The sequence below is a fragment of the Streptomyces hiroshimensis genome (assembly GCF_014650335.1).
Taxonomy (GTDB): domain Bacteria; phylum Actinomycetota; class Actinomycetes; order Streptomycetales; family Streptomycetaceae; genus Streptomyces; species Streptomyces hiroshimensis.
The window spans coordinates 65,416-89,657 of record NZ_BMUT01000008.1; the positions used below are offsets into that span (position 1 = coordinate 65,416).

Below are 24,242 nucleotides of genomic sequence, written 5' to 3' on the forward strand. Positions count from 1 at the left end.
TCCTACTTGGCTTCTCGCGCGGCGAGCTGATCGTCGGACTCGGCCACGCCGAAGGCGGGCGGGACGGGCTCGTTCTTGAGGTAGAGCCGGTCGGCCACCCGGCGGGGAAGCGGAAAGTACGTGAACTCGCCGTATACGACGCCGTCCGCGGACATCGGGCGGGCCGTGAACCGGCTCACCGTGACGAGCTTGTAGTCCTCCCGGCCGCGCGAGTCGAGGACGGCGACCTCGCTGATCTTCCTCGATCCGTCGGCATTGCGGCTCAGCTGGACGATGACGTCCACCGCGCTGTTGATCTGGTCCTTCAGCGCCGCGAAGGGGATCTCGACCTCGGACATCGAGGCCAGCGTCTGCAGACGCATCAGGGCGTCCTCGGCGTTGTTGGCGTGGACGGTGGCCAGGGAGCCGTCGTGACCCGTGGACATCGCCTGGAGCATGTCGAGCGTCTCGCCGCCGCGGACCTCACCGACGATGATGCGGTCGGGCCGCATACGGAGGGAGTTGCGTACCAGGTCGCGGATGGTGATCTGGCCGTTGCCCTCCACGTTCGGGGGCCGGGATTCGAGGGTGATGACGTGGCTCTGCTGCAGCCTCAGTTCCGCGGAGTCCTCGATGGTGATGATGCGCTCGTTCTCCGGGATCAGCCCGGAGAGGGCGTTGAGCAGAGTCGTTTTCCCGGAGCCGGTCGCCCCCGAGACGATGACGTTGAACTTGGCCCGGACCAGCGCGGAGAGCAGCGCCAGCATCTGCTCGTCCAGGGAGCCCAGACCGATCATCTCGCGCAGGGTGTACGCGCGGGGGAACCGGCGAATGGTCAGCGTCGCGCCGGACAGGGCCAGCGGCGGAATGATCACGTTGACACGTTCACCGGAGGGCAGACGGGCGTCCACCATCGGGTTGGACTCGTCCACGCGACGGTTGACCGTGGAGACGATGCGCTCGATGGTCTGCATCAGCTGCTCGCCCGAGGCGAAGCGGAGCGGCAGCTGCTCGACCCGGCCGGCGCGCTCCACGAAGATCTGGTCCGGCCCGTTCACCATGATTTCGGTGATGGAGGCGTCCTCGAGCAGCGGCTCCAGGATGCCCAGGCCCAGCGCCTCGTCCACCACGCGGCGGATGAGCTGGGAGCGCTCGTGCGTGGAGAGGACCGGTCCTTCTCGGCTGATGATGTGGCCGAGGACGCGCTCCAGCCGGGCCCTGCGCTCGGCAGTCGTGAGCGAGGACATCTCCGCGAGGTCGATCTCCTCGAGCAGCTTGGCGCGGTAGACCGCGACGAGATGGTTCTCCTCGTGCTGCGTGCCACCTGCCTCGGGTGCGTTGATGCGCGCCCTCAGGCTCATATTCGGGGCTCCTTCTGTCTTGCGCTCGGCTGAGGACGGATCACGGGCGGGCGAGGTGAGTCGGACGGGTCATGGGTGCGTCACGTCCGGGGCATCGTGACGGTCTTGGTGGTGCTGCCCAGATCGAACCCGATGATCGACGGAATGGACACCTCGGCGGACGCGGTGGCCTCGTCGACTCCGGTCAGGCAACGGATGTCGGTCCTGTTCGCGATCCATCCACTGATCGCGGCCTTGCCTGCCGACCGGCAGCTGTTCTCCATGCCGGGGCGGCCGGCCGTGCGCGCTGCGGCGCGCGCCGCGGTGCCCGCCTGCTCCATTGCGTACATCGCGAGGCCCGTCTGGATCACGGCCAGCCCGATCAGGATCAGCACGGGGAGCATGCCGATGAACTCGACCGCGGCCTGGCCCCGGTCACCGCGACGGGCGCGTTTCGCCATGCCTCATCCCTCCTTCGCCACGGCCGCCTTGCCCCTGACCGGGACGGGGAAGCTCGCAAAGCCCGGGAAGAGCACGGGGACCTCCAGTTCGACCTCGGCCTTGTAGAGACCGTTGCCGTAGTCGTCGCCGCAACGGATCTCGGCCGAGTCCTGCCAGGAGGCGCCGAGGCTGCTTCTCGCTCCGCCCCGGCAGGCCGCCTCGCGAGCCCCTTCGGCCGCCGTGGCCCCCCTGTGGGCACCCCGGTCGGCCGCGTGCCCCGCCTGCGTGTACGTGTAGCCGGCCAGCACGCATTCCCAGAGCACGACCAGCACCAGGAGGATCAGCGGCAGGATGCCCAGGAACTCGACCGAGACCTGGCCCCGGTCGTCGTTCCCCCGGTCACCGTTTCCCCGGTCATCGTTCCCGGGGTCGCGCAGCCGCGCCGACCGGCTCTTCATCGCCCGGTCCCGTCCGGCTCGCCGTGCGGGGAGTCCGGAGATATGCCGCCGTCGGCACCGTCCCCGGGGTGGCCGTCCCCGCGACGGCGGCGGAAGCCCACAGCTCCCCGGTCGCTGCGGTACCTCGCGCGCCCCTTCCTGCCGGCCGCGTGCTGCGCGGCGCTGCGCACCAGACCCAGCTCGCCCGCCAGGCCCCACATCGCCTGCTTGACGACGCTCCGGCTGTCGAGGTCCTGCATCCGGCCCGCGTCCACCACGGGCTGCAGGTCCTTGAAGTGGGCGGGCACGGCGGTGCGAGCGATCCGCGTGCCGACGATGCGCTCGATCAGCGGCGGCTGGATCTCGGTGTTGCGCACGGCGCGGTTGACGACGGTGATGGTCTCCTCCGCCTTGCGGACCTGGAGCCGTTCCCACATCCGCACCATCCGCTTGGCCGCGCGTACGGCGACGACGTCCGGGGTGAGGACGAGTGCGGCGACATCCGCGACCTCGATGGCCGCGGTGTTTGCGCCGGTCATCTGGGAGCCGCAGTCGATGACGACGACCTGGTACCGGCCGCGGAGCGCGCTGACGAGCTGACGGGCCGTCCGCTCGCTGACCTCCTCGGCGCGCTCTCCGTCGCCCGGGGCGAGCAGCAGGCCCATGCCGGTCTCGTGGTTGAAGACGACGTCCTGGAGGACGCGCGGCGTGATGTCGTGGATGTCGGCGAGGTCTGCGACGGACCGCCGGAACTGCACGTCGAGGTACGAGGCGAGGTCCCCGTTCTGCAGGTCCATGTCCACCAGCGCGACGCTCCGGCCGGCGGCCCTGGCGGCAAGTGCCATCTGGATGCTGATGACCGAAGTCCCCACGCCGCCCTTGGCGCCGGAGACCGTGACCACCGTGCCGCCGGGACCGCTGGGGGCTCCGGCCTCGGCCGTCAGATGCTTGCGCACGCCGACGGCCCAGTTGCCCGTCGCCCGGACCCGTGCCACGAGCTCGTCGTACGACAGGGGCAGACCGACCAGGCCGCGCGCGCCCGCGTCCATGGCGGCGGAGATCAGCGCGGGGCTGGTGTCCGCCGTGATGAGGATGACCCCGACCGCCGGGAACCGCAGCGCCACCTCGCGCACGAGCTCCAGAGCGGGCATCGGGCCGATCCGCTCATGAACGAGGACGACCTCGGGAAGGTCGGCCATCGACTCGTGCGCGAGCTGCGTGAGGGTGTCGATGAGCTGGGTGGAGTTGCCCGCCGGCTGGGCGGGATCGGTGTCCGGGAGCTGACTCAGCAACGCCGTCACCGAGCGGGCGGCGTCTGCGTCACCGACGGCCGGGAGGATTCTTGTGGCCATCCGTTACCTCACTTGTCGCCGTTCAGGGTGTAGTCCCGCTGGTTCGGCGGGATGGTCGTGTCACTGCCCGGCGCGACGAGCGCGAGGCGGACGTGGGAGGCGAAGGACTCGGCGTAGGCGATGCGCTGGGCGTCGAGGGTCTCGAGCGCGAAGGTGATCGGCACGGCGGAGCCGCCGGACTGCGACTCGCCCTGCTTGGGGGCCAGCGGGGTCAGCTTGCCGACGTCGATCACCTTGGCGTTGCTGACGATGACCTTGGAACGGGGCTGGGCGGCGCTCTCCGCAGCGTCACCCTTGCCGGTCGCGGACTGGAACGTCGCGTAGATGTTCACGGTGGCACCAGGGGTGATCTTTCCCGCGACACCCGTCGCGGCGTCGATCATGATCGCGATCTCCTGCTGGCCCGGCTTGAGCGCGGGCCGGTCGGCGATCATGTCGGACTGCAAGAGGGAGCCCGCCCTGAGCGGATTGACCGCTATCTTCCCCGTGACGTCATCCAGGCTGGTGACCGCCGTGCTGGGCAGCCACCGCTTGGGGAGTGAGACCTGCTTGAAGTCGCGGGCCTCCAGCGCCCGGTATGCGGGGACGTCGGTCGCCAGCTCGTACGCCGTGACCTCGGGCCCCACCTTGGAGTCGACGTCGTTGATCACCGAGAGAACACCGATGAATGCGGCGAAGGCGCACACAACGGAAAGGAGAAGCAGCATGATGCCGCGGCGCTGGCGTGAGTTCATGGGTGCGGACTACCTCGTTCAAGGGTGGATTCGGTGAGCGGCGGTGCGGGACGCGCTGGAGCTTGCTCTGTACTCGCTTCGTACTCGGGAGAAGTGCCGCGAGTGCGCACCACCTCGGCCGCGCGGCGGCGTGCGGCCGGGATGTGCCCTCTGCAGGTCACTCGGCGGACTGCCCCTGCAGTCCGGCTTCGGGACTAACGACGCCGCTGGACGACTCTTGGTTCGCGTGAGGCGAGAGAGGCGCGGAACAGAACACGCAGCGCTCGCCGATGAGCTCCAGTCCGCACCACGGGCACGGCTGCCGTTTCACGGAGGCGACCAGCTGCGCGAGCACCGAAGTATCCCCGATCCCCGCGGCGAACTCGACCAGTTTGCCCGTACCCCACCAGCGGAGGGACTCCTTGGGCAGCTCGGCCTGGTGGAGGGACTGGACGGCCCAGGCCGGTGCGAGGGCCGAGGTGACCCAGTCCGAGGCGATACGGCCCTGAGCGACGGTCAGGTAGGTGCCGAACTTCGGCCCGGCGAGCATGCCGCCGTCCGCGCCGATTTTGATCAGCTCCGGCGTGGGGCCGGCCAGGACACCGAACTGTGAACCCGGGACCCAGGACTTCGCATGGGCCTTCAGCCCCACGGCCACGTGGTCGAGCTTGGCCACGGAGTTAAGCAGGGCACCCGCGTACAGGTAGTGCGAGAACAGCAGTGCCGCCGACCCGACGACGCCGGCACCGAAATCGAAGACGGAGATCTGACGCAGCTGCCGCGCGAGCACGGCCAGCGCCAGGGGCGGCAGATCCACCCGTACCAGTGCGATCCTGCCGTTCTCCAGGACCGAACGGATCGTCTGGAGCCGGCGCTCGTGGGGCACGGCGAGGGACGCAGGGTAGAGCACGATCACGTGACCGCACTGCTCCACCAGTGCCTGCACGGCGGCGAGAGCGTCGTCCAGCGACTGCTCGCCCGGAGGCTGGAGCACCGCTGCGGACGGCGTCCGCCCGTCCAGCGGCGCCAGCACCAGATCAGGGCTGGTAACTGCTATCGCGGTCGCCACGTCTGATTCCCTGTCCCCTCCGGACGCCCCGTGCTGCAGGCGACCGCAAATCATTCTCCCCCGTACAACTGCAGCAGCACTTTATCCGCGTCACGGGAGCGCGGAGAACACCATCCCATTCCCCTGGCGGGGTGCTTTGAGAGCCTCAGGTATGGGCAAAGTGGGGCAAGTTATCTCCGATGTCGAGGGTATGGCTCCGGCTCGACTGCGCTGCTTGAGCCGAAATCAGCTGAACGCCGCCGGGAGGAACGCAATCCAGACAGCGCCCCCGACCAGCAGGCCGAAGGCCGGGAGCAGGATGGGCGCGATGTCATCACGGCTCGCGATCGTGGCCGTGCGCTCCGGGTTGGCGGGGTCGTAGTGGACGACCGTGCGGTAGCCGCGCTGGATGCCCTGTGCAACGTCCTCGGAAAAACGGATGCGCCGGCCGTCGGCGGCGTCGAACTCGAAGACGTGGTGATAGGTGGTGTCGTCGCGGCCCGAGGAGATCTGCACCTCCACGCACTCCGCCTCGGCCTTGAGGCCGTACCGCATCACCCTGAAGATCGTCAGCAACCGGTGCAGGAAGTACGCCGGCAGTACCCACAGGCTGATCGCTCCGGCCGCCGCGATCTCCGTCAAGATGTGCCCCCGTCGTAAACGATCTTTGGGCCCGGCGTAGGTCCGTGGGCCCATGACCGGGCAGTCTGCGCAGGCTAGCGTGGGCTGCAGGTGATCAAGAATAGAGGGCGCGCGGGCATGACCGGCATAGGTGGCGGATTCGGTTCAAGAGTGGCAAATCCGCCGTACGGCGCACCGGTCCCACGGCGCACCGGCCCCTTCTTCCCTCTGATCCGTTCCTGGGCCGTGGGCTTTCTCGTGCTCTACGGCGCCGGCTACCTGCTCGACCTCACCGGCTTCGGCGCCCTCCTGACGGACGGACGACTGTCCTCCCTGGCGTGGCGGCTCATGCTCGTCTGGGCCCCCAATCTCCTCTGCAACACCCTGGCCGGGTGGGTGGCCGCCCGTATCTTCCCGGAGACGCACAGGGACTCCTTTCCGCTCACCCTGCTCGCCGCACTGGGGGCACCCGTACTGACCGGCGCCGAACTCCTCTTCTCCGGGTGGGACTTCTGGGGTGCCGAAGCAGTCGGCGTCATTGCGGGAACGGCGATCGTCGGCGGTGTCATAGCGGCTGTCGCTGTCTTCCTCAGCGGTGCCCGCGGGGGCGACGTCCACTACAACTGGGGCGACTCCGGGGTGACGGCCGTGGAGTACATCGGCATGCTCGTGGTGGTCGCGGCGGTCATGGTCGCTCTGGCTGCCACGACTCTCGGGAAGTCCGTTGCGGACGAGATCAAGGCGAAGATCTGTCAGGCCGTCGGAGGATCCTGCTCGACGGGTGCGCCGGACATTTCCGTCGCGAAGCAGCCGAATGAAGCCGCCTTCGAGCCGGGTCTGTGCAACACCTTGAACGTCACGGACACCGCGGGGCACGAGGTGAAGCTGGGCTGGTTCAAGATCGGAAATGAGTACGCCTTCCAGAAGCAGGACTTCATGAAGACGGTGAAGGGCTTCGACGGAAAGCCTCAAACCGTGCCGCGGTTCCGTATCACCTTCTCCGAGGCCGGCAAGGTCGGTGCGGGATGGAAGCCCAAGTTCGGCATGGAGGCCGGGAAGTTCGACGAGCAGCCGGCCAGGATGGAGCTTGAGGGCGGCATCAAGGTGACCAGCGGCGACACGTTCGAATTCGGTTCCGCCAAGGAGCGGGACGACTTCATGAAAAAGCTGAACGAGTACGCGGCCACCAAGAGTAGTGCCACGGGTGGGCGGGCGCATGAATCCCCGCGCGTGAGCAGCGACGCCGTCAAGCGCTTCTACAAGGCAAGGCGCGAGATCAACGAGGTAGTCGACGGCAAGAAGATCTCCTACGGCACGGTTGCTGCGGAGGGCTCGGTGAACGGGTCTTTCGAATTCTCTCCCGACGAGGCCAAGAAGTTCACGGGGAAGCTGGGTGGAAAGCTGAAGGTTTCACCTTCGGTGACCGTCACCCATGACAGCATCAACAACCTTGAGGGAAGAACTTACTCTTACGAGCTCGAGAAGGCCAACAGCGCCGAAGCGAGCGGCGTGGGGCTCGGGATGAAGGGTGAGATCAGCAAAAAGCGCGCGGCAACGATAACGGTCAATCGCGAACCCGGTGGAAAGCTCAAGTCCGTCGTCATCACGCACACCATTCAGAGCAAGGGCAGCAGCAAAGCGAGTGGCGAGGCCGGCGGGTCGGTCAAGGAGGATCCCGCCACCAACGATAAGTCGAAGGGGAAGGTCAGCGGGAGCAGGTCGGACGAGGCCACCCAGACGCGGGTGGTCACCAACATGCTCAAGTTCGACGATTCGACCGACCCGGTTCTGCAGTCGATCGTGAACAAGGACCGCAATATCGCCGATGACTGGCTGAAGGGTAATCGCGGCGGCAAGACGAAGCCCATCGAATCCATCTTTTCGGACGAAGCGCCGACCAGTGAGCCGAAGGACGGCGATGATTTCGAGAAGCTGATGTACGCGAAGGGCATCTCGAGTAAGGCCGACTATGCCGGTGTGACCGATGCCGCAGAATTCGGATTCGATGTCAACCTCGGCATCGGAGATTTCGGCTACAAGGCTTCGTTCTCCAAGGAGGTGCAGCGCATCGGCGATGCCGAGTTCCTGGGCGGCCCCCGGCCGGACGGCACGCGCGGCTATGTACCCTTCGCCCTCTGCTCCAAGTGAACGAGCGAGCCGGAAGAGAGCGAGTTGCCATGGTCGTCACCACGCCATCGAAGTCCTGCACCCGCCGTGCTGCCGTCACGATCGGGGCAGCCGCCCTCGCCGGCAGCATGCTCACCGGGTGCAGCGCCGAGAGCAGCCCGAAGGCGCCGGAAGGCTGGGGGACTCTGGACGCCAAGCAGGTGGAGGTGTCCTACCCGGAGGGGTGGAAGCCTGTTCCTCCGGAGCAGGAGAAGAAGCCGAACACCACCGGCGTCACCCTGAGCAAGGACGGCGCCATCGTTGCAAGGATCGCCGTCCAGACGTCGTTCATGTGGGCCGGTGACCTCGATATGGCTGCGTCGGGGGCCCAAGCCACCTACGTATTGGGCGGCGGGTCCAAGGATTCGAAGGACATCAAGCTCGGGGGCGTCGAGGCCCGTCGCATCGAATACGACCCCCGGGTGTCGAACGGACTGGATCACTCTCCTCCGGAAGGGACCACTCTCGACGGCACCGATGTCGTCGCCATGGACTCCAAGGACAGGCCTTTTCTGGTGCGCATCATCAGGAAACAGGGTGCCGTCTCCCCTTCCGACATCGACAAGATCGTGGAGTCCGTCAGAGTGACCGGCTGACCTGCCGGCCGAATGCGGGCCCCGGGTCGGCGAATTGGGGTCCCAGGGCCCAAGACCCTGGGACCGTAGCGCCGTTAGCGTCCCCCTCACGTGATCACGCGAGGGGGAGGGGCGCGACGCATGAACGGGGCAGGCACCAACTGGGGGCGCGGGCCGACGAGTCGGTTCGACGGCGATCCCCCGGCGTCACGGCTCGGAGTTCTCTTCTCCCTGATGCGTTCCTGGGCCGCCGGCCTCGTGGTGACGTTAGGCGCCGGATACCTGCTGGGCGTCCTCGCCCTGAACGCGCTCGCGACGCCGGAGCGGTTGGAGTCGTTCGGCTGGCGCATGGCACTGCTCCACGTGCCGAGCGTGCTGGTGATCGCACTCTCCGCGCTGGTCGCGGCGCGGCTGCACAAGGAGCCGTACCGCCACTCGCTCCCGCTCCACCTCCTTGCCGCGCTCGCCGTTCCGGTGGCGGTCACGCTGAGGAACCTGTTCGGCAGCTGGGACATCATCGTCGCCGAAGGCGTGTGGATGGCGGTGGCCTCCCTGGTCTTCGGCGGAATGTGCGCCCTGCTCCTGGACCGGTTGCTGGGAGGGCGAGAGGGCGAGCGCTCCGGCCGCCCATGGGACGACCTCGGGCAGACGGCCGTGGACTACATCGGCACGCTGGTGGTCGTCGTCGCGGTGATCGCCGGACTGCTGGCCACCGGTGCCGGGGCGTCGATCGGCGGGAAGATCAAGGAGAAGCTCTGCCGGGCCCTCGGGGGCAGCTGCGGGACAGGCGGCCAGGCGGAGGCCGGCGGGAAGAAGGACGCCGACTTCGAGCCGCCTTTGTGCAACATCGCCACCGTCGCCGATACCGCGGGCAGCGAAGCCAAGATCGCCTGGTTCAAGTGGGGCAACGAGTACGGCTTCCAGCAGCAGACCTTCCAGTCGAAGACGGACGTCAACGGCGACGGCAAGGTCGACGGCAAAGACCAGAAGGTCTATCTCACCTTCACCGACGCCGCTTCGGTCGGCGCGACCGGGGAGTGGAAGCCGGGTCTCAAGGTCGGCAAGCTGGGCACCGACAAGGTCGAGCTGGGCGCCGGCGTCAAGGTCACCAACGGCGACACCTGGGCCTTCGACAGCCCGGAGCAGGCCGAGAAGTTCCGCAAGGACATCGAGGTGATGAAGACCTGGGAGACCGCCACGAAGTACGGCGGGATGGGCGGCGGCAACTGGTACTCGGGGTACAAGTACGCCAAGGAGCGGGAGAAGATCGAGAAGAAGCTCGGCGACCGGCACATCGGCTACGGCAAGATCGGTCTCGAAGGCTCGGCCGAGGCAGGCCTGAAGATCTCCGCTGCGGATGAGAAGAAGCTCTCCGCTCAGCTGGGCGGAAAGTTCAAGTTCTCTCCCGAGGTCACCTTCACGAACAACGACATCAACGGGACCAAGGCCTACACGTACTCCGCCGGAATGGAGTACGGCGGCAAGGTGGGGGCCGAGGCCGGTGGTCTCAGCGGCTCCTCCGAAGGAACGGTCGCCCGGACCGGGACCATGACCGTCACCCGGGACAAGAAGACCGGCAAGCTCACCCGCATCGACATGACCCAGACGGTCGACAGGAAGGCCAACGACGGCGGCAAGGCGAGCGGCTCCAAGGACAACGGGAAGGACGGGGCCGACAAGAAGGGCGGCGGCGCCAAGGCCGGCGGCAGCTCCAAGACGAACGACGTCGACGTCGTCACCAACTCGATCGTGTTCCCGGAAGGAAACAAGGGGGACGCCGACCGGGCCACCGCCGAGAAGTGGCTGGACGGGTCCGGAGACAACACCGCTCCGTTCACCTACATGTTCGGCGACCACGCGCCGACGACCCGGCCCGGCGACGACGACCGCTTCGGCCAGCTCCTCTTCGACAAGGGCATGTCCAGCAAGATGCACTACAACGGCGAATCGAGCGCCGCGGAGTACGGCTTCGACCTCACGCTGGGACTCAGCCTCGGCTTCAAGGTGACCACGGAGCACAGCAAGCAGAAGCTGGACGAGGCGAAGTTCCTCGGTGCGCCTGCGGACGGAAAGCGCGGATACGTACCGTACAGCTACTGCGCGAAGTGACGGGAGAGCTGCGACGTGACCGATGGGGATGGGAAGGGGACGGACGTGAAGCCTGTGCTGCGCTCTCTCAAGGGCGTCGGGGTCGGCGCGCTGGCGGCGGTGCTGCTGGCCGGCTGCGGGAGCGAGAAGGATGCGGGTGCCTCCGCTGCCGAGGGATGGAAGTCGCTGGACGCCCAGCGGCTCACCGTCTCCTACCCGCCCGGCTTTACCGAGCTCGGCGCTGCCGACCGGGGTAGTCACACCGCGGCCGCGGCCACCCTCACGGAAGGGGCGAAGACGGTCGGAAAGGTCGGTGTGCAGATCAACTTCACCACGGCCACGTCGGCGGAGATGGCGGCCATCGGTGCCGAGGCCAGCGTCCAGCTCGGGTCGACCCTCGGAGGACAGAAGAAGGTCGGTGTCCGGGGGACCGATGACGCCCGGCGCGTCGACTACGAGTTCACGTCCACCGGCCAGCAGAACACGCCGCCGAAGGGGACCCGGATGACCGGGGTGGACATCGTCGGCATGGACAAGAAGGACGAAGCGTTCCTGGTGCGGATCAATGCCGTGAAGGGAAAGCTGTCCGAGGACGACATCGGCAAGATCGTCGAATCCATTCGGGTGACCGGGTGACCGGGTGACGCGCGCGAGCTGAAGCCCGTCGACGTGGCCTGCTGATGACAAGGGGAGATATCCGTGCAGATCTTCGAGGGAGAGACCGCCTCCCTGTGCTTCACGGCGGTGTTCTTCGGTCTCATCTCTCTCTCCTCCATGCGCCGCCTGTTCACAGTCTTGCGCGTGCTCCGGCATGGTGAACGGGCCCTCGGCCAGTGCGTCGATTTCCGGTGGAGCCGGAGCAGCGACAGCGACACGGCGACCAAGCACTTCGTCTTCGCCTTCCAGGACCGGAACGGCTGTGAGGTGCGCTTCGAGGACCCCGGCCGTGCCTTCGGCGGCATTTCGGTCGGGACCCCGGTGCGGGTGTCCTACGACCCGAAGGCACCCGCGAAGACCGCCACCATCGCGGACCGCAAGAACTGGGGCGCTGTGGCCGTGCCGGCCCTCTTCGCGTTGGTATTCGGGCTGTTCTCTCTGGGCATGCTGCTCTTTGCGGCCCTCCTCGCCGGAATCCTGTGAACCGGACTGGGCCCCGTCACCCGCCCCTTGGGCCCCCGGGCCCATGACCCCTTCCCCGCCCGGTCCGTAGGGTCGTGACGTGCATCTGTCTCTCATCCTCCTCGCCGCCGCCTTCGGCGCCGTCACCGGACTTCTGGTCCCCCGTGCCGCCTACCGGCTCGCCGTGGAGCCCGAAGAGCCGTGGCGCGAGGCGTGCCCGGCCGGGCACCCGATCACCGGTGTGGCGAGGGGGTGGCTGGGGCCGGCGCGTTGTGCCGCGCCGGGTACCGGGCCGGAGGCGTCCGAGCGCTGCCCCGCCTACGGGCCTGCGGTCGTCGCGATGCCCCTGATCTGCACGCTGGTCTGCGCCGCCCTCGCCGCGGCGGTCGGCCCGCGGCCCGAGCTGGTGGTCTGGCTCCTGCTCATGCCCTTCGCCGCCGTCCTGGCCGTGGTCGACGCCACCGTGCACCGTCTGCCGGACGTCCTGACCCTTCCCTCGGCGGGGGCGGCCGTGGTGCTGCTCGGCCTGGCGGCCCTCGTCTCCGGTCACGGCGGCTCGTGGGCCGGGGCCGCCGGGGGCGCGCTGGCTCTCGCCGGCGTGTACTTCGTCCTCTTCCTGATCCACCCCAACGGGATGGGTTTCGGAGACGTGAAGCTGGCACTTCTCGTGGGCGCCGCCCTGGGCTGGTACGGCTGGGCCGTGCTGTTCGTCGGTTTCTTCCTGGGGATCTCCCTGGGAGCGGCCTACGGAGTCGGGCTGATGCTGCTGAGGCGCGCGGGCCGGAAATCGGCCATGCCCTTCGGGCCGTTCATGCTGATCGGTGCCTTCCTCGGCCTGCTCCTGGGGGCCGCGAGCGTGTCGTCCTGAAGCCGGGAAGCACAGGCATGCGGAATGCCTGCGCGGATGACACCGGCACGTGCAGGATGGGGCCGGGCCGAATTCGCGATGCCGGGGAGGCGTGTGATGCGGTACCGGCGCAGGCACAGGACCGCCCTCGCGACCGCGGCGGCGCTCTGTGTGCTTCCGCTCGGGCAGGGGAGGCCGGCAGGAGCCGCGGAAGCCGGCAGCTCGTCGTCCTACAGACCGGCGGCGAGTGCGAAAGAGGTCAGCGGCTCCACGTCCGCAGTACAAGGGCCGCTGCTGCGGCCGGGAACGTACACGGACACGATCGGCCCCGGCGAGAAGAAGTTCTACGCCGTGGACCTGGACGCGAGATCGGATGCCTACGTCTCGGTGGTCGGGGCTCCTGCACCGGGTGCCGCCGTCGGTTCCGAGGACGGCATCCACGTGGCGCTGCGGCAGGAGGACGGGCGGGAATGCGGCTTCGGGGAAGCGAGGTTCCGCGACACGGACAGCGGCCATCCCCTGGCCGACTACGCGGTCCGCAGGGCTCAGCCGGATGCGGGCGGCGGCGGGTGCGGGCGCGCGGGCCGGTACCACGTGGTGGTGGAGCGGACGGGGCGGACCGGGGGCACCTATCCGACCGAGATCAAGTACATGACGGAGCCGGGGCTCAAGGAAGGAAGCCCGGCCGTCACGTCCGGCACCGGAGTTTCCGGCACCGGAACCTGGAGTCCGGCGTCGTCCTCCGTCATGGGCCGCGGCACCGGCCGGGTGGTCGGCGGCACCGGCTTCAATGACGCTCCGCCCATGGGCAACGGCGTCTGGCAGGACGAGGTGCTCCCCGGCCAGACCCGCTTCTACCGGATCCCGGTCTCCTGGGGTCAGCGGCTCTCCGTGGTCGCGGACGTTCCCAAGGCGTTCGCGCCCCCGGGCTTCTACGCCCCCGGCGGTGTACGGATCGGGCTGAACAATCCGGCGCGCGGCTATGTGGGAGAGTCCGTCGAGGACTACCGGGGGATGCCGAGGACGGTGTCGTTGGGCACCGCTCCGGTCGCCTACGAAAACCGCCTGCGAGGCCGGTCGGACGCGGCGAACGCGATGCGCGTCGCCGGCTGGTACTACCTGCAGGTGGGGTTGCATCCGAAGGTCGGCGAAGTCGTGAGCCGCCCCGTGCCGATCACCTTGCGGATCGCGGTCGACGGAACGCCCAGGGCCGCACCCGCCTACGACGGCGATGCCGTGGCCGCAGGTTTCGGCGTCACCGCCGATCCGGAAGCCGTGGCCGGCGACGGCGGCACGAGACGGGACACTCTGCGCGTCATCGGTTATGCAGGTGTTTCCTCGGGTGCTGCGCTGCTGTGCTGGCTCGGCGGATGGTGGCTGGCTGCACGGGTGCCGGTCCGCCGCTCCAAGGCCCGGTTCCGTGTCCGGACCGGCAGCCTCATGCCTCGACGGTGACGCGTACCCCCGCCCGCAACCCCCACCTCTCCATCGCGCCCGCCTCCGCCTCCAGTACGTGCCGGGAGCGCAGGCGGGGTGCGCCGAGGCGGCCGGGCTTCATGGTGTGGACCGCCAGGACCCGGAGGTGGCGGTCCAGATAGGCGACGTCGATGGCGAATCGCATGCGGAAGGTGTGGACGCTGCCGGCGGGGGTCAGCAGGAGGGCGCCGTCGATGCCGTCCCGGCCGAGGAGTCCGCGGGTGCGCGCCCGGTACGAGGCGGCGATCTCCAGGGGGATCGGCTTCGTGGCCGTTGCGCTTGTCGACGGTGCGCCGTCCGTGATGTGCAGTGTCGCCCGGCCGTCCTGCCAGCGGGCCATGTGCTGTCCTTCCGTCGGTCGTCGGTTGTCGGTCGTCGGTTGTCGGTCGTCGGTTGTCAGTCGGCGGGTTCGTGTTCGAGCGTTGTATCACCCTGCAAGTCGCGGCGTCCGCTCCGCGTTGTCCACAGGGGTCGCCGTACGGGCGGAGATGCGCTGTCCTTGACGGGTGAAGGCAGATCACCCGCGCCTGCGCGAACTGGCCGTCGCGCAAGGCGGATTCGTGCTGACCTCCCAGGCCGTGGCCGCCGGGCTGTCCCGTGGTGGAGCGGCCCGGTCGCTGCGCCGCGCGGGCTGGACGCGTCTGCATGCCGGTGCATGGGCGGAGCCCGGCCGGGAGGCCGATCTGCGGCTGCGGTTACGGGCCCTGCAGCTGCATCACCCGGAGCTGGTCGTGAGCCACAGCGCGGCCGCCGTCGCGCACGGCGTCGTCCTCATACGGCCGTGCAGGCCCGAGTTCACCTCCCGTGCGGGGCGCAGGCGCGCGGCGGGCGCCGTCGTCCACCGGCTCCCGCTGGCGGAGGCCGAGGTGACCGTGGTCTCCGGCATCCAGGTCACCACAGGCGTACGGACCCCGGCCGACCTGATGCGGGCGCTGGCGCTCGCCGATCCGGCCAGCGGCTCCCCGGCCGAGTCCCAGGCCCGTCTGGAGATGGGGCGCGAGGGGCTGCATCCGGAGTCGCAGGCCGAGGCCACCACGGCCCGCGGGCGTACGGTGCGGCTGGACTTCCTCTTCCGGGCGGAAGGGCTCGGCATCGAGATCGAGGGGTTCGCCTGGCACGGCACGCGAGCCGCCCACCAGAACGACACCATGCGCTTCAACGAGCTCGCGGGCTGCCCCGAGGTCCGCCGCGTCCTCCGCTTCACGCGGGACGACGTCTTCTGCCGCCCCCGGCTCATGATCCGCACCATCCGGCGGGCCCTCGACGACCTCTGTCCCTGAGGAGGGGCCTACGGGAAACCCGAGCAAGTATTGGAATGAGCGATACAGAACTGCTACGGTCCTGTCATGGCCCGACCGAGGAAGTTCGACGAGGAGCGGGCGGTCGACGCCGCGCTGGAGGCGTTCTGGACCGCCGGGTACGAGGCGACCTCGACCCAGGACCTGTGCGAGGCCACCGGCCTGGGCCGGAGCAGCATCTACAACGCCTTCAAGAGCAAGCACGACCTCTTCCGGCGCGCCCTGCTCCGCTATATGGAGCGCAAGAACGGTGGCATCGACGCGGTCCTGGAGAGCGCCATGCCCGCGCGGGAGAAGATCCGGGCCCTCCTCGGCGTCATCATCGAGGAGGAGGGGCTCTATGCGGAGGACGGCCGCGGCTGTCTCGTCGTCAACACCTGTATCGAGCTGGCGTCCAGGGACCCCGAGGTGGCCGGCGTGCTGGAGCGTGACTACCGGCTCCGGTTCGAGGCCCTCAAGGCCGCCATCGAGTCCGGGCAGCGCGACGGCGACATCGACCGCGCCAAGGACGCCGGCGCCCTCGCGCACTTCGTGATCGCGGCCATCGGCGGCATGCGCGTCTCCGCCCGCGCCGGCGTCGGGCGGCAGGCGCTCGAAGGCATCCTGCGGACCACGGTCGACGCCATCTGACAGAGCCATCCGGCAGAGCCATCCGGCGGGGGTGCCCCCGCGCACTTCTCTGTTCGTCCCTTTCATTCGTCCCCTGTCTGCCCTTTGCATGTCTTGATTTTGTACTGAGCAATCCAAAACCTCCCCGCACCCGTCCCCAAGGAGTACTCCCCACCATGCCCCGCGCCGTCTATCTGCTCGCCCTCGGCATCTTCGCCATGGTGACCAGCGAATTCGTCGTCGCCGGACTGATGCCCCAGATGGCCGACGGGCTGGGCGTCACCGTTCCGGAGATCGGCTACCTCATCACCGCCTTCGCGGTCGCCATGGCCGCCGGCGGTCCCTTCCTGACCGTGGCCGTGATGCGGCTGCGGCCGCGGACGGCCCTGCTGACGCTCTTCGCCGTCTTCCTCGCCGGCAACGTCCTCGCCGCCACCGCGACCACGTACGGCGCCATGATGGCCGCGCGGATCGTCACCGGCGTCGCCTCCCAGGCCTTCTTCGGCGTCTCGCTGTCCCTGTGCGCCCGGCTGACACGCCCGGAGGTGCGCGGCCGCGCCATCGCCGTCGCCATGAACGGCCTGATGCTCGGCACGCTGCTGGGCCTGCCGCTGTCCACGCTGGTCGGCGAGCACTTCGGGTGGCGCGCCGCCTTCTGGGCCATCTCCGCCCTCGCCCTGCTCGCCGCGCTCTGCACCGCCGCCGGCATCCCGGACGTGGAGCGCTCCGCCGAGAGCGGCGGCATCCGCCGGGAGCTGGCCGTCTTCAAGCGCCGGGGGCTCTGGCTCGCGCTCCTGACCAGCACCTTCGTCATCGGGGCGACGTTCTCGGCGTTCAGCTACGTCAACCCCGTCCTCACCGAGGTCACCGGCTTCTCCGCCGGCTCCGTCCCCCTGCTGCTCATCGCCTACGGTGCCGCCACCGTCGTCGGCAACTGGGTCGTCGGGCGCCTCGCCGACCGGTACCCCGTCCGCGTCCTGCTGTGCGGCCTCGTCCTCAACGCGGCCTTCCTCGCCGGCTTCGCGCTGACCGCGCACCTGCCCGTCCCGGCGGTGGCCTTCCTGCTGGGCGTCGGCCTCGTCGGCGTCACCATGAACCCGGCGATGGTCACCCGCGTCCAGCGCGCCGGAAACGCCGGCCCGCTGGTCAACTCCATCCACTCCTCGTTCATCACCCTCGGGATCATCATCGGCTCGTCGGTCGGCGGGCTGGCCATCGACGCCTACGGCCTGCGCTCCCCGCTCTGGCTCGGCGCCGCCATGGCCGTCATCGGGGTCGTCACCCTCGTTCCCGATCTTCCGCGGCGGGGCGGCACCCGCCGGGCGGAGGGTGCCGCCGAACGGCCCACCGACGCGCCCGAGCTCATCGCCGCGTCAAGTCGACCGTGATTTTTCCGGACGTTATCGAAGTGTTCCCAAGTGCCGAACGAGACTGTCCGCCGAATGGCTGGTTCTACGCTGTAGGCCCAGTGCTGACAGGCCCCTCGGGCCTTCGAACACTCCGGCCGCGCCTACCCGTTCAAGATCGAAAAGGTCACCCAGTGTCAGCATCCCACCCGCCGTCACCCCCGTCGGTGCAACGAGCACGGCCTCAGACCGGTTAAGGTGGAAACCCCCCCTCGGGCCGGTCCGTATCCCCCCCACGGACCGGCCCGTTTTCTTTCCCCCTCGTCACCCACGGTGACGAAGCGTGCATGCCGGGCCGGTCCGCACCGGGTCAGCCGCGGCGGGCCCAGATGTTGACGCCTTCGGTGCTTACCGCGAAGGAATCGATCTCCGCCAGTTCCTCATCGGTCAGCTTCGGCGCCCCCAGCGCGGCCACATTGGCCTCCAGCTGGCCGACGCTCGACGCGCCGATCAGCGCCGAGGTCATCCGCGGATCGCGCAGCACCCAGCTGAGCGCCAGCTGGGCGAGCGACTGCCCGCGCCGCCCGGCGATCGCGTTCAGGCCGCTCAGCCGGCCCACCACGTCCTCCGTCAGCAGCCCCGGGTCCAGCGACTTGCCCTGCGACGCGCGCGAGCCCTCCGGGACGCCGTGCAGGTACTTGTCGGTGAGCAGCCCCTGGGCGAGCGGCGCGAACGCGATGCAGCCCATGCCCTCCGCCTCCAGGGTGTCGAGCAGGCCGTCGTCCTCCGTCCACCGGTTGATCATCGAGTAGGACGGCTGGTGGATCAGCGCCGGCACCCCCATCGCGCGCAGCAGCCGCGCCGCCTCGGCCGTCTGCTCCGCGCTGTACGAGGACACGCCCGCGTACAGCGCCTTGCCCTGCTGCACGGCGGACGCGAGCGCGCCCATCGTCTCCTCCAGCGGGGTTTCCGGGTCGAACCGGTGCGAATAGAAGATGTCGACATAGTCGACACCCATCCGGCGCAGCGACGCGTCCAGCGACGACAGCAGGTATTTCCGCGAACCCCACTCGCCGTACGGGCCGGGGTGCATGAGATAGCCGGCCTTCGTCGAGATCAGGATCTCGTCGCGGTACGGGCGGAAGTCCTGTGCGAAGATCTTGCCGAAGTTCAGCTCGGCGGAGCCGGGCGGCGGCCCGTAGTTGTTGGCCAGGTCGAAGTGCGTGACACCGAGGTCGAAGGCGCGGCGCAGAATGGCGCGCTGCGACTCCAGGCTGCGGTCGTCGCCGAAGTTGTGCCACAGTCCGAGGGAGATGGCCGGCAGCTTCAGGCCGCTGCGGCCCGTTCGCCGGTACTCCATGGCGTCGTAGCGGGAATCGGCCGCACGATAGTGAGCGGAATGTGTGGAATCGGTCATGTGCATCTGACTATCACGGTCTTGTGACAGACCGAGTTGGGTTCCCGTGACACGCGGGCAGTAATGTGGCGCCCTCGGGGCGACCGCTGTGGCTTGGAGGGGCTGGAAACGTGAAGTTGCGCGACCTGGTGTACAGGCTCTACGCACGCCGGGTGGAAGGCCGCCTCGACCATGCGCAGGTGCCCAAGCACATCGGCGTCATCCTCGACGGCAACCGCCGCTGGGCGCGGGCCGACGGCCGCACGACCGAGCAGGGCCACCAGGCCGGCGCCGACAAGATCTCCGAGCTGCTCGGCTGGTGCGCCGAGACGGACGTCGAGGTCGTCACCCTCTGGATGCTCTCCACCGACAACCTCGACCGCCCGGCCGTGGAGCTCAACCCGCTGCTCGGCATCATCGAGAACACGGTGCGCGGCCTCGCCGCGGACGGCCGCTGGCGCGTGCACCACGTCGGCACGATGGACCTGCTGCCCGCCCGCACCCAGTCGGTGCTGAAGGAGGCCGAGCAGGACACGCTCGGCACCGGCGGAATACTGGTCAACGTGGCCGTCGGCTACGGCGGCCGGCAGGAGATCGCGGACGCGGTGCGCTCGCTGGTCCTCGAAGCGGCCGAAAACGGCACGTCCTACGAGGAACTGGCCGAACAGGTCGACGTCGACCACATCACCAAGCACCTCTACACGCGCGGCCAGCCCGATCCGGATCTCATCATCCGCACCAGCGGTGAACAGCGGCTGTCCGGGTTCATGCTCTGGCAGAGCGCGCACTCGGAGTATTACTTCTGCGAAGTCTTCTGGCCGGCTTTCCGGAAGGTCGACTTCCTGCGCGCATTGCGGGATTACGCGGCGCGGCACCGCAGGTACGGCTCCTAAGGCGTTTGCAGCGCGAACGGATCCCGGCTGGGGGTCCGGGGGTTATCCCCGGGGAGATGCAGTCTGGTACGGCTCCTGACGGACCGGTGGCTCACCACGTCACCGCATATGCCGTTGCATGGTCAAGCGGTCCAGCGGGAATATCCCCTGCAGGCCGACGGTCTGTCCAAAGACCGTCGCTCTGCCAGCGGGCGGCATGGGGCCGCCCGCCCGGGAGGCCCTTTGCACACGGACGACGACCGTGCGGACCGAGCGGCCCTGTCAGGCCGCGCGGCCGCCCGCGGAGGGCCGCAGCCGGGCCCTCGAAGGGCTCCGACCCCGGCCCATTCCCCGGCGACGCCGTCGCGCCCCGACCTCCCCGAGGGGGTTCGTCCACCCGTGGTGACCAGCAAGAAGCGCCGTGAGAACGACCGGCGCACCTACGTCCTCGACACCAGCGTCCTGCTGGCCGACCCAGGCGCCATGTCCCGCTTCGAGGAGCACGAGGTCGTGCTGCCCGTGGTGGTGGTCACGGAGTTGGAGGCCAAGAGGCACCACCCCGAGCTCGGTTACTTCGCACGGCAGGCACTGCGTCTGCTGGATACGTACCGGGTGCAATTCGGCCGACTGGATTCCCCGATTCCGATCGGCGATCTGGGCGGGTCGCTCAGGGTCGAGCTCAACCACTCGGATACGGGCATACTGCCCGCCGGCTTCCGCCTCGGTGACAACGACTCGCGCATCCTCGCGGTCGCCCGCAACCTCCAGGCCGAGGGGTACGACGTCACGGTCGTCTCCAAGGACCTGCCGCTGCGGATCAAGGCGTCGGCGGTCGGCCTGCTCGCCGAGGAGTACCGCGCGGAGCTCGCGATCACCGACTCCGGGTGGACCGGGATGGCGGAGCTCACCGTCACCGCCGAGCAGGTGGACGGGCTCTTCGCCGCCGAGGTCGCCGACATCCCGGAGGCCGCGGAACTGCCCGTGCACACCGGCCTGGTGCTGCAGTCCGAGCGGGGCAAGGCGCTCGGCCGGGTCGCGGCCGACGGCTCGGTGCGGCTGGTGCGCGGCGACCGCGAGGCGTTCGGCATCCACGGCCGCAGCGCCGAGCAGCGCGTCGCGCTCGACCTGCTGCTCGACCCCGAGATCGGGATCGTGTCGATGGGCGGCCGGGCCGGCACGGGCAAGTCCGCGCTGGCGCTGTGCGCGGGGCTGGAGGCCGTCCTGGAGCGGCGCCAGCACCGCAAGGTGATGGTCTTCCGGCCGCTGTACGCGGTCGGCGGGCAGGAGTTGGGGTATCTGCCGGGCAGCGAGGCGGAGAAGATGAGCCCCTGGGCCCAGGCCGTCTTCGACACCCTCTCGGCGGTGACGAGTTCCGAGGTGATCGAGGAGGTCGTCGAGCGCGGCATGCTGGAGGTGCTGCCGCTCACCCACATCCGCGGCCGGTCGCTGCACGACGCCTTCGTGATCGTGGACGAGGCGCAGTCGCTGGAGCGGAACGTGCTGCTGACGGTCCTCTCCCGCATCGGCGCCAATTCTCGTGTCGTGCTCACGCACGACGTGGCGCAGCGCGACAACCTCCGCGTGGGGCGGTACGACGGCGTGGCCGCCGTGGTCGAGAAGCTGAAGGGGCATCCGCTCTTCTCGCATGTCACGCTCACGCGTTCGGAGCGTTCGCCGATTGCGGCGCTGGTGACCGAAATGCTGGAGGAAGGCCGGATCTGATACGGCTCGAAGGGCAACCGGCCCATTCGGCCGTTCCCTGAAGGACGTTCGTTCCCCGGCGGCGCGCGGCAAAGCCAAGGAGCTTAGCCGCGCGCCGCTGTTGTGCGTCGGGCTTTCCGGAAAAGCCCAGGCATAAACGAGGTGTGACCTTTCCCACGTAACCCGGAATTGCCTCCGGGCAACCGGGTCGGGCAGAGTCTGGGTCCTGTCAGGCCCCGCATACGGCACCTCAGCCCCTCAGGGGGCGGTGCACAGCAGATCCAGAACTGAACAGCGTCGCCGTATGCCGCCCGAGCGTCACGTGGACCTCCCTTGCGGGAGGCCCCACCGGGCCCGCGCCTTCTGTGACCGATTACGGAGGCCAGCGCCAGGGGCACGATCGCGCTCGCGAGGTCACCCATGCGGGCGATGCTGGAAGGAAAACGTGTGAGCCGGATTTCGGTCCGGGGATTCGCCGTGGCATCCGCCACCGCGGTCACCACCGTCGGCGCCGTCGTAGGTGTCGCTGCAGGCCATGACCAGGGTACGACCGACCGGGTCGAGGCGACCGCAGCGGACCAGACGCTCCTCGCGGACATCCCCGCAGGACAGAACGTCCGGGCACAGGCCGCTTCCCTGACCCAGCAGGCGGACACGCAGTCCGAGGCTGCCGAGAGCGCGGCCAAGAAGGACGCCGAGGAGGCCGCGCGCAAGCAGGCCGCCGAGGACGCCACCGCGAAGAAGGAAGCCGCGGACGAGGCCGCCAAGAAGAAGGAGGCCGAGGAGAAGGCCAAGGAGCGCGAGAAGGAGGACAAGGAGCAGATCAGCTCCCGGTCCGCCACCCGCGACGCCTCGTCCTTCCCCGCCAAGGGCTCCTACTCCACCGCCGAGGTCCAGGCGATGGCGCGCTCGATGGTCCCCGGCGACCAGTTCCAGTGCTTCAGCAACATCGTGAACAACGAGAGCAGCTGGGACTACACGGCCACCAACGCCTCCTCCGGGGCGTACGGCCTGGTGCAGTCGCTCCCCGGCTCCAAGATGGCCTCCGCCGGTGCCGACTGGCGGACCAACCCCGCCACCCAGATCAAGTGGGGCCTCGGCTATATGAACGAGCGCTACGGCAGCCCCTGCGGCGCCTGGTCGTTCTGGCAGGCCAACCAGTGGTACTAGGGCGCACCGGCCGCGCCTAGCGCCGGTCACTTCCCCGCCCTCGCGAGCCCCCGGTCCTCACCAGGCCGGGGGTTCGGCTGTCTCCCGGGCCGTGTTCCGGCCGTGCTCCGGCTGTCTTCCGGCTGTCTTCCGGTGTCACCCGTCAGGGGTAACGTTCACCCTGGCCACGGGGGAGTGGGGGTAGAGGAAGAGAAATGTCCAGATTGCCACGATGGGTCGGCGGAGTGGGAGCGGGTCTGACCCGTCTCGCCCGGCGGCTCGAGGAGCGCACGGCCGAGGTGGAGAGCGCGGCGCCGGCCGCCGGCACCACCGGTGCCGACGGCGCACCCGAGCCCGGCCGCGCCGCCGACCCTGCACGCGCCTCCCAGCCGATACGTTCCGGCGACTCCGGCACCTCCGGTGACTCCGGCAGCCGCGCCCGCAGCGCTGCAGGCGAACCCGCGCCCGCCGCAGCCGAACCCGTACCCGAGCACGTACCGCCGCCGCCCGGGTACGCCCCCGCGGTTCCCGCGCGCCCCGACCCCGTGGCCGCCGTCCCCTGGGGCGTACGGGTCGCGGCCGAGGTCAGCTGGCGGCTGCTGGTCCTGGCCGGCACCCTCTGGGTGCTGATGCGGGTGATCAGCGCCGTCCGCCTGGTGGTGCTCTCCTTCGTCGTCGGCCTGCTGATCACCGCCCTGCTGCAGCCGACCGTCGCCTGGCTGAAGAGACGTGGTGTGCCGCGGGGGCTCGCCACGGCCATGACCTTCATCTCCGGCTTCGTCGTCATGGGCCTGGTCGGCTGGTTCGTGGTGTGGCAGGTGACGGACAACCTCGACGACCTGTCCGGGCAGGTCCAGCAGGGCATCAAGGACCTGAAGCACTGGCTGCTCACCAGCCCGTTCCACGTCACCGAGACGCAGATCAACAACATCGCCGACAACCTCAGCACGGCCATCGGCGCCAACACCAAGGACATCACCTCCGCCGGCATAGAGGGCGTTCAGGTGATCCTGGAGGTGCTGACGGGCATCCTGCTGGCGATGTTCAGCACGCTCTTCCTGCTCTACGACGGGCCGCGCATCTGGGGGTGGCTGCTGAAGCTGTTCCCGGCGGCGGCGCGCGAGGGCGTGGCGGGCGCGGGCCCGCGGGCGTGGGCGACGCTGACGGCCTATGTGCGGGGCACGGTGATAGTGGCCCTGATCGACGCGATCTTCATCGGCATAGGGCTGTTCTTCCTGAAGGTGCCGCTCGCGGTGCCGCTGGCCGTCTTCATCTTCCTGTTCGCCTTCGTCCCGCTCGTGGGCGCCGTGGTCTCCGGCGCGCTCGCGGTGGTCGTGGCGCTGGTGACCAAGGACGTCTTCACGGCCCTGATGGTGCTGATCGTGGTGCTCGCGGTGCAGCAGATCGAGGGCCACGTCCTGCAGCCGTTCATCCTCGGCCGCGCCGTGCGCGTCCACCCGCTCGCGGTGGTCCTGTCGGTGGTCGCGGGCTCCCTGGTGGCGGGCATCGGCGGCGCGGTGGTCGCCGTTCCGCTGGTCGCCGTCACCAATACGGTCGTCGGGTATCTCCGCGCCTACACCAGGGACAAGGCCCTGGCCGCGGCGCCGGCGGACGGGCCGCCGCCCCCGGCGGAGCCGACGGGCTGAGCATACGAGTGGGCCCCGGACGT

Annotated in this window: 23 protein-coding genes; 14 read left to right on the plus strand and 9 right to left on the minus strand. The window is 69.2% G+C overall.

The genetic code is table 11. The features are described from left to right. Window positions 1-2: 2 nt before the first annotated feature. The 7 genes from IE241_RS18980 to IE241_RS19010 all read right to left on the minus strand — a co-directional run bounded on the left by IE241_RS18980 (window position 3) and on the right by IE241_RS19010 (window position 5,952). Window positions 3-1,340 (minus strand): TadA family conjugal transfer-associated ATPase, encoded by a 1,338-nt coding sequence (locus tag IE241_RS18980; protein WP_190022982.1) that lies wholly within the window; start codon window positions 1,338-1,340, stop codon window positions 3-5. Between the two features lie 80 nt (window positions 1,341-1,420). Beyond that, window positions 1,421-1,780 (minus strand): TadE/TadG family type IV pilus assembly protein, encoded by a 360-nt coding sequence (locus IE241_RS18985; protein WP_190022983.1) that lies wholly within the window; start codon window positions 1,778-1,780, stop codon window positions 1,421-1,423. Window positions 1,781-1,783: 3 nt separating this feature from the next. Further along, window positions 1,784-2,218 carry a TadE/TadG family type IV pilus assembly protein gene (locus IE241_RS18990; protein ID WP_190022984.1) on the minus strand — a complete coding sequence of 145 codons (435 nt, stop codon included), beginning with the start codon at window positions 2,216-2,218 and terminating at the stop codon, window positions 1,784-1,786. After that, window positions 2,215-3,549 (minus strand): CpaE/TadZ family protein, encoded by a 1,335-nt coding sequence (locus tag IE241_RS18995; protein WP_190022985.1) that lies wholly within the window; start codon window positions 3,547-3,549, stop codon window positions 2,215-2,217. The genes IE241_RS18990 and IE241_RS18995 overlap by 4 nt, the downstream gene beginning before the upstream one ends. Window positions 3,550-3,557: 8 nt before the next feature. Next, window positions 3,558-4,283 (minus strand): Flp pilus assembly protein CpaB, encoded by a 726-nt coding sequence (gene cpaB / locus IE241_RS19000; protein ID WP_190022986.1) that lies wholly within the window; start codon window positions 4,281-4,283, stop codon window positions 3,558-3,560. 157 nt (window positions 4,284-4,440) lie between these two features. Next, window positions 4,441-5,331 (minus strand): zinc ribbon domain-containing protein, encoded by an 891-nt coding sequence (locus tag IE241_RS19005; protein WP_190022987.1) that lies wholly within the window; start codon window positions 5,329-5,331, stop codon window positions 4,441-4,443. Window positions 5,332-5,556: 225 nt separating this feature from the next. Further along, on the minus strand, window positions 5,557-5,952 hold the full coding sequence (locus IE241_RS19010; protein WP_190022988.1) for a DUF3592 domain-containing protein: 396 nt from the start codon (window positions 5,950-5,952) through the stop codon (window positions 5,557-5,559). 117 nt (window positions 5,953-6,069) lie between these two features. On the opposite strand from IE241_RS19010, the gene IE241_RS19015 reads away from it, so the two are divergent. From IE241_RS19015 to IE241_RS19045, 7 genes are all read left to right on the plus strand, one after another. Next, a complete protein-coding gene (locus IE241_RS19015; protein WP_190022989.1) occupies window positions 6,070-8,079 on the plus strand; it encodes a hypothetical protein in 2,010 nt (669 codons plus the stop codon). Between the two features lie 29 nt (window positions 8,080-8,108). After that, the gene (locus tag IE241_RS19020; protein WP_190022990.1) at window positions 8,109-8,693 is read left to right on the plus strand and encodes a hypothetical protein; all 585 of its coding nucleotides are present in this window, start codon (window positions 8,109-8,111) and stop codon (window positions 8,691-8,693) included. Between the two features lie 213 nt (window positions 8,694-8,906). Further along, a complete protein-coding gene (locus tag IE241_RS19025) occupies window positions 8,907-10,781 on the plus strand; it encodes a hypothetical protein (protein ID WP_229899496.1) in 1,875 nt (624 codons plus the stop codon). Window positions 10,782-10,826: 45 nt separating this feature from the next. Beyond that, window positions 10,827-11,396: a hypothetical protein gene (locus tag IE241_RS19030; RefSeq protein ID WP_190022992.1), complete on the plus strand. Its 570-nt coding sequence runs from the start codon at window positions 10,827-10,829 to the stop codon at window positions 11,394-11,396. A gap of 63 nt (window positions 11,397-11,459) precedes the next feature. Further along, entirely contained in the window at window positions 11,460-11,900 is a 441-nt protein-coding gene (locus IE241_RS19035; RefSeq protein ID WP_229899497.1) for a DUF3592 domain-containing protein, read from the plus strand. A gap of 79 nt (window positions 11,901-11,979) precedes the next feature. Beyond that, entirely contained in the window at window positions 11,980-12,747 is a 768-nt protein-coding gene (locus IE241_RS19040) for a prepilin peptidase (RefSeq protein WP_190022993.1), read from the plus strand. Window positions 12,748-12,843: 96 nt separating this feature from the next. Beyond that, a complete protein-coding gene (locus tag IE241_RS19045; protein ID WP_190022994.1) occupies window positions 12,844-14,181 on the plus strand; it encodes a hypothetical protein in 1,338 nt (445 codons plus the stop codon). Here IE241_RS19045 and IE241_RS19050 read toward each other — a convergent pair. Next, window positions 14,165-14,542 carry a DUF192 domain-containing protein gene (locus IE241_RS19050; RefSeq protein WP_190022995.1) on the minus strand — a complete coding sequence of 126 codons (378 nt, stop codon included), beginning with the start codon at window positions 14,540-14,542 and terminating at the stop codon, window positions 14,165-14,167. The two genes, IE241_RS19045 and IE241_RS19050, sit on opposite strands and share 17 nt — an antisense overlap. A gap of 166 nt (window positions 14,543-14,708) precedes the next feature. On the opposite strand from IE241_RS19050, the gene IE241_RS19055 reads away from it, so the two are divergent. The 3 genes from IE241_RS19055 to IE241_RS19065 all read left to right on the plus strand — a co-directional run bounded on the left by IE241_RS19055 (window position 14,709) and on the right by IE241_RS19065 (window position 17,497). Continuing rightward, window positions 14,709-15,482, plus strand: a complete 774-nt coding sequence (locus IE241_RS19055; RefSeq protein ID WP_229899499.1) for a type IV toxin-antitoxin system AbiEi family antitoxin domain-containing protein — start codon at window positions 14,709-14,711, stop codon at window positions 15,480-15,482. A 66-nt stretch (window positions 15,483-15,548) separates the two neighbouring features. Then, window positions 15,549-16,130, plus strand: a complete 582-nt coding sequence (locus tag IE241_RS19060; protein ID WP_190022996.1) for a TetR/AcrR family transcriptional regulator — start codon at window positions 15,549-15,551, stop codon at window positions 16,128-16,130. Between the two features lie 155 nt (window positions 16,131-16,285). Beyond that, entirely contained in the window at window positions 16,286-17,497 is a 1,212-nt protein-coding gene (locus IE241_RS19065; protein ID WP_190022997.1) for an MFS transporter, read from the plus strand. Between the two features lie 328 nt (window positions 17,498-17,825). Here IE241_RS19065 and mgrA read toward each other — a convergent pair whose 3' ends face one another. Further along, complete coding sequence (mgrA, locus tag IE241_RS19070; protein ID WP_190022998.1) at window positions 17,826-18,872, minus strand: L-glyceraldehyde 3-phosphate reductase; 1,047 nt, start codon at window positions 18,870-18,872, stop codon at window positions 17,826-17,828. Between the two features lie 110 nt (window positions 18,873-18,982). Between mgrA and IE241_RS19075 the strand changes: the two genes are divergently transcribed. The 4 genes from IE241_RS19075 (at window position 18,983) to IE241_RS19090 (ending at window position 24,219) form a co-directional block, all read left to right on the plus strand. Beyond that, complete coding sequence (locus IE241_RS19075) at window positions 18,983-19,744, plus strand: isoprenyl transferase (protein WP_190022999.1); 762 nt, start codon at window positions 18,983-18,985, stop codon at window positions 19,742-19,744. 378 nt (window positions 19,745-20,122) lie between these two features. After that, on the plus strand, window positions 20,123-21,445 hold the full coding sequence (phoH2, locus tag IE241_RS19080) for an RNA 5'-3' helicase PhoH2 (protein ID WP_190023000.1): 1,323 nt from the start codon (window positions 20,123-20,125) through the stop codon (window positions 21,443-21,445). Window positions 21,446-21,871: 426 nt separating this feature from the next. Continuing rightward, window positions 21,872-22,594 (plus strand): aggregation-promoting factor C-terminal-like domain-containing protein, encoded by a 723-nt coding sequence (locus IE241_RS19085; protein ID WP_444545150.1) that lies wholly within the window; start codon window positions 21,872-21,874, stop codon window positions 22,592-22,594. 194 nt (window positions 22,595-22,788) lie between these two features. Further along, window positions 22,789-24,219, plus strand: a complete 1,431-nt coding sequence (locus tag IE241_RS19090; protein ID WP_190023002.1) for an AI-2E family transporter — start codon at window positions 22,789-22,791, stop codon at window positions 24,217-24,219. Window positions 24,220-24,242: the final 23 nt, after the last annotated feature.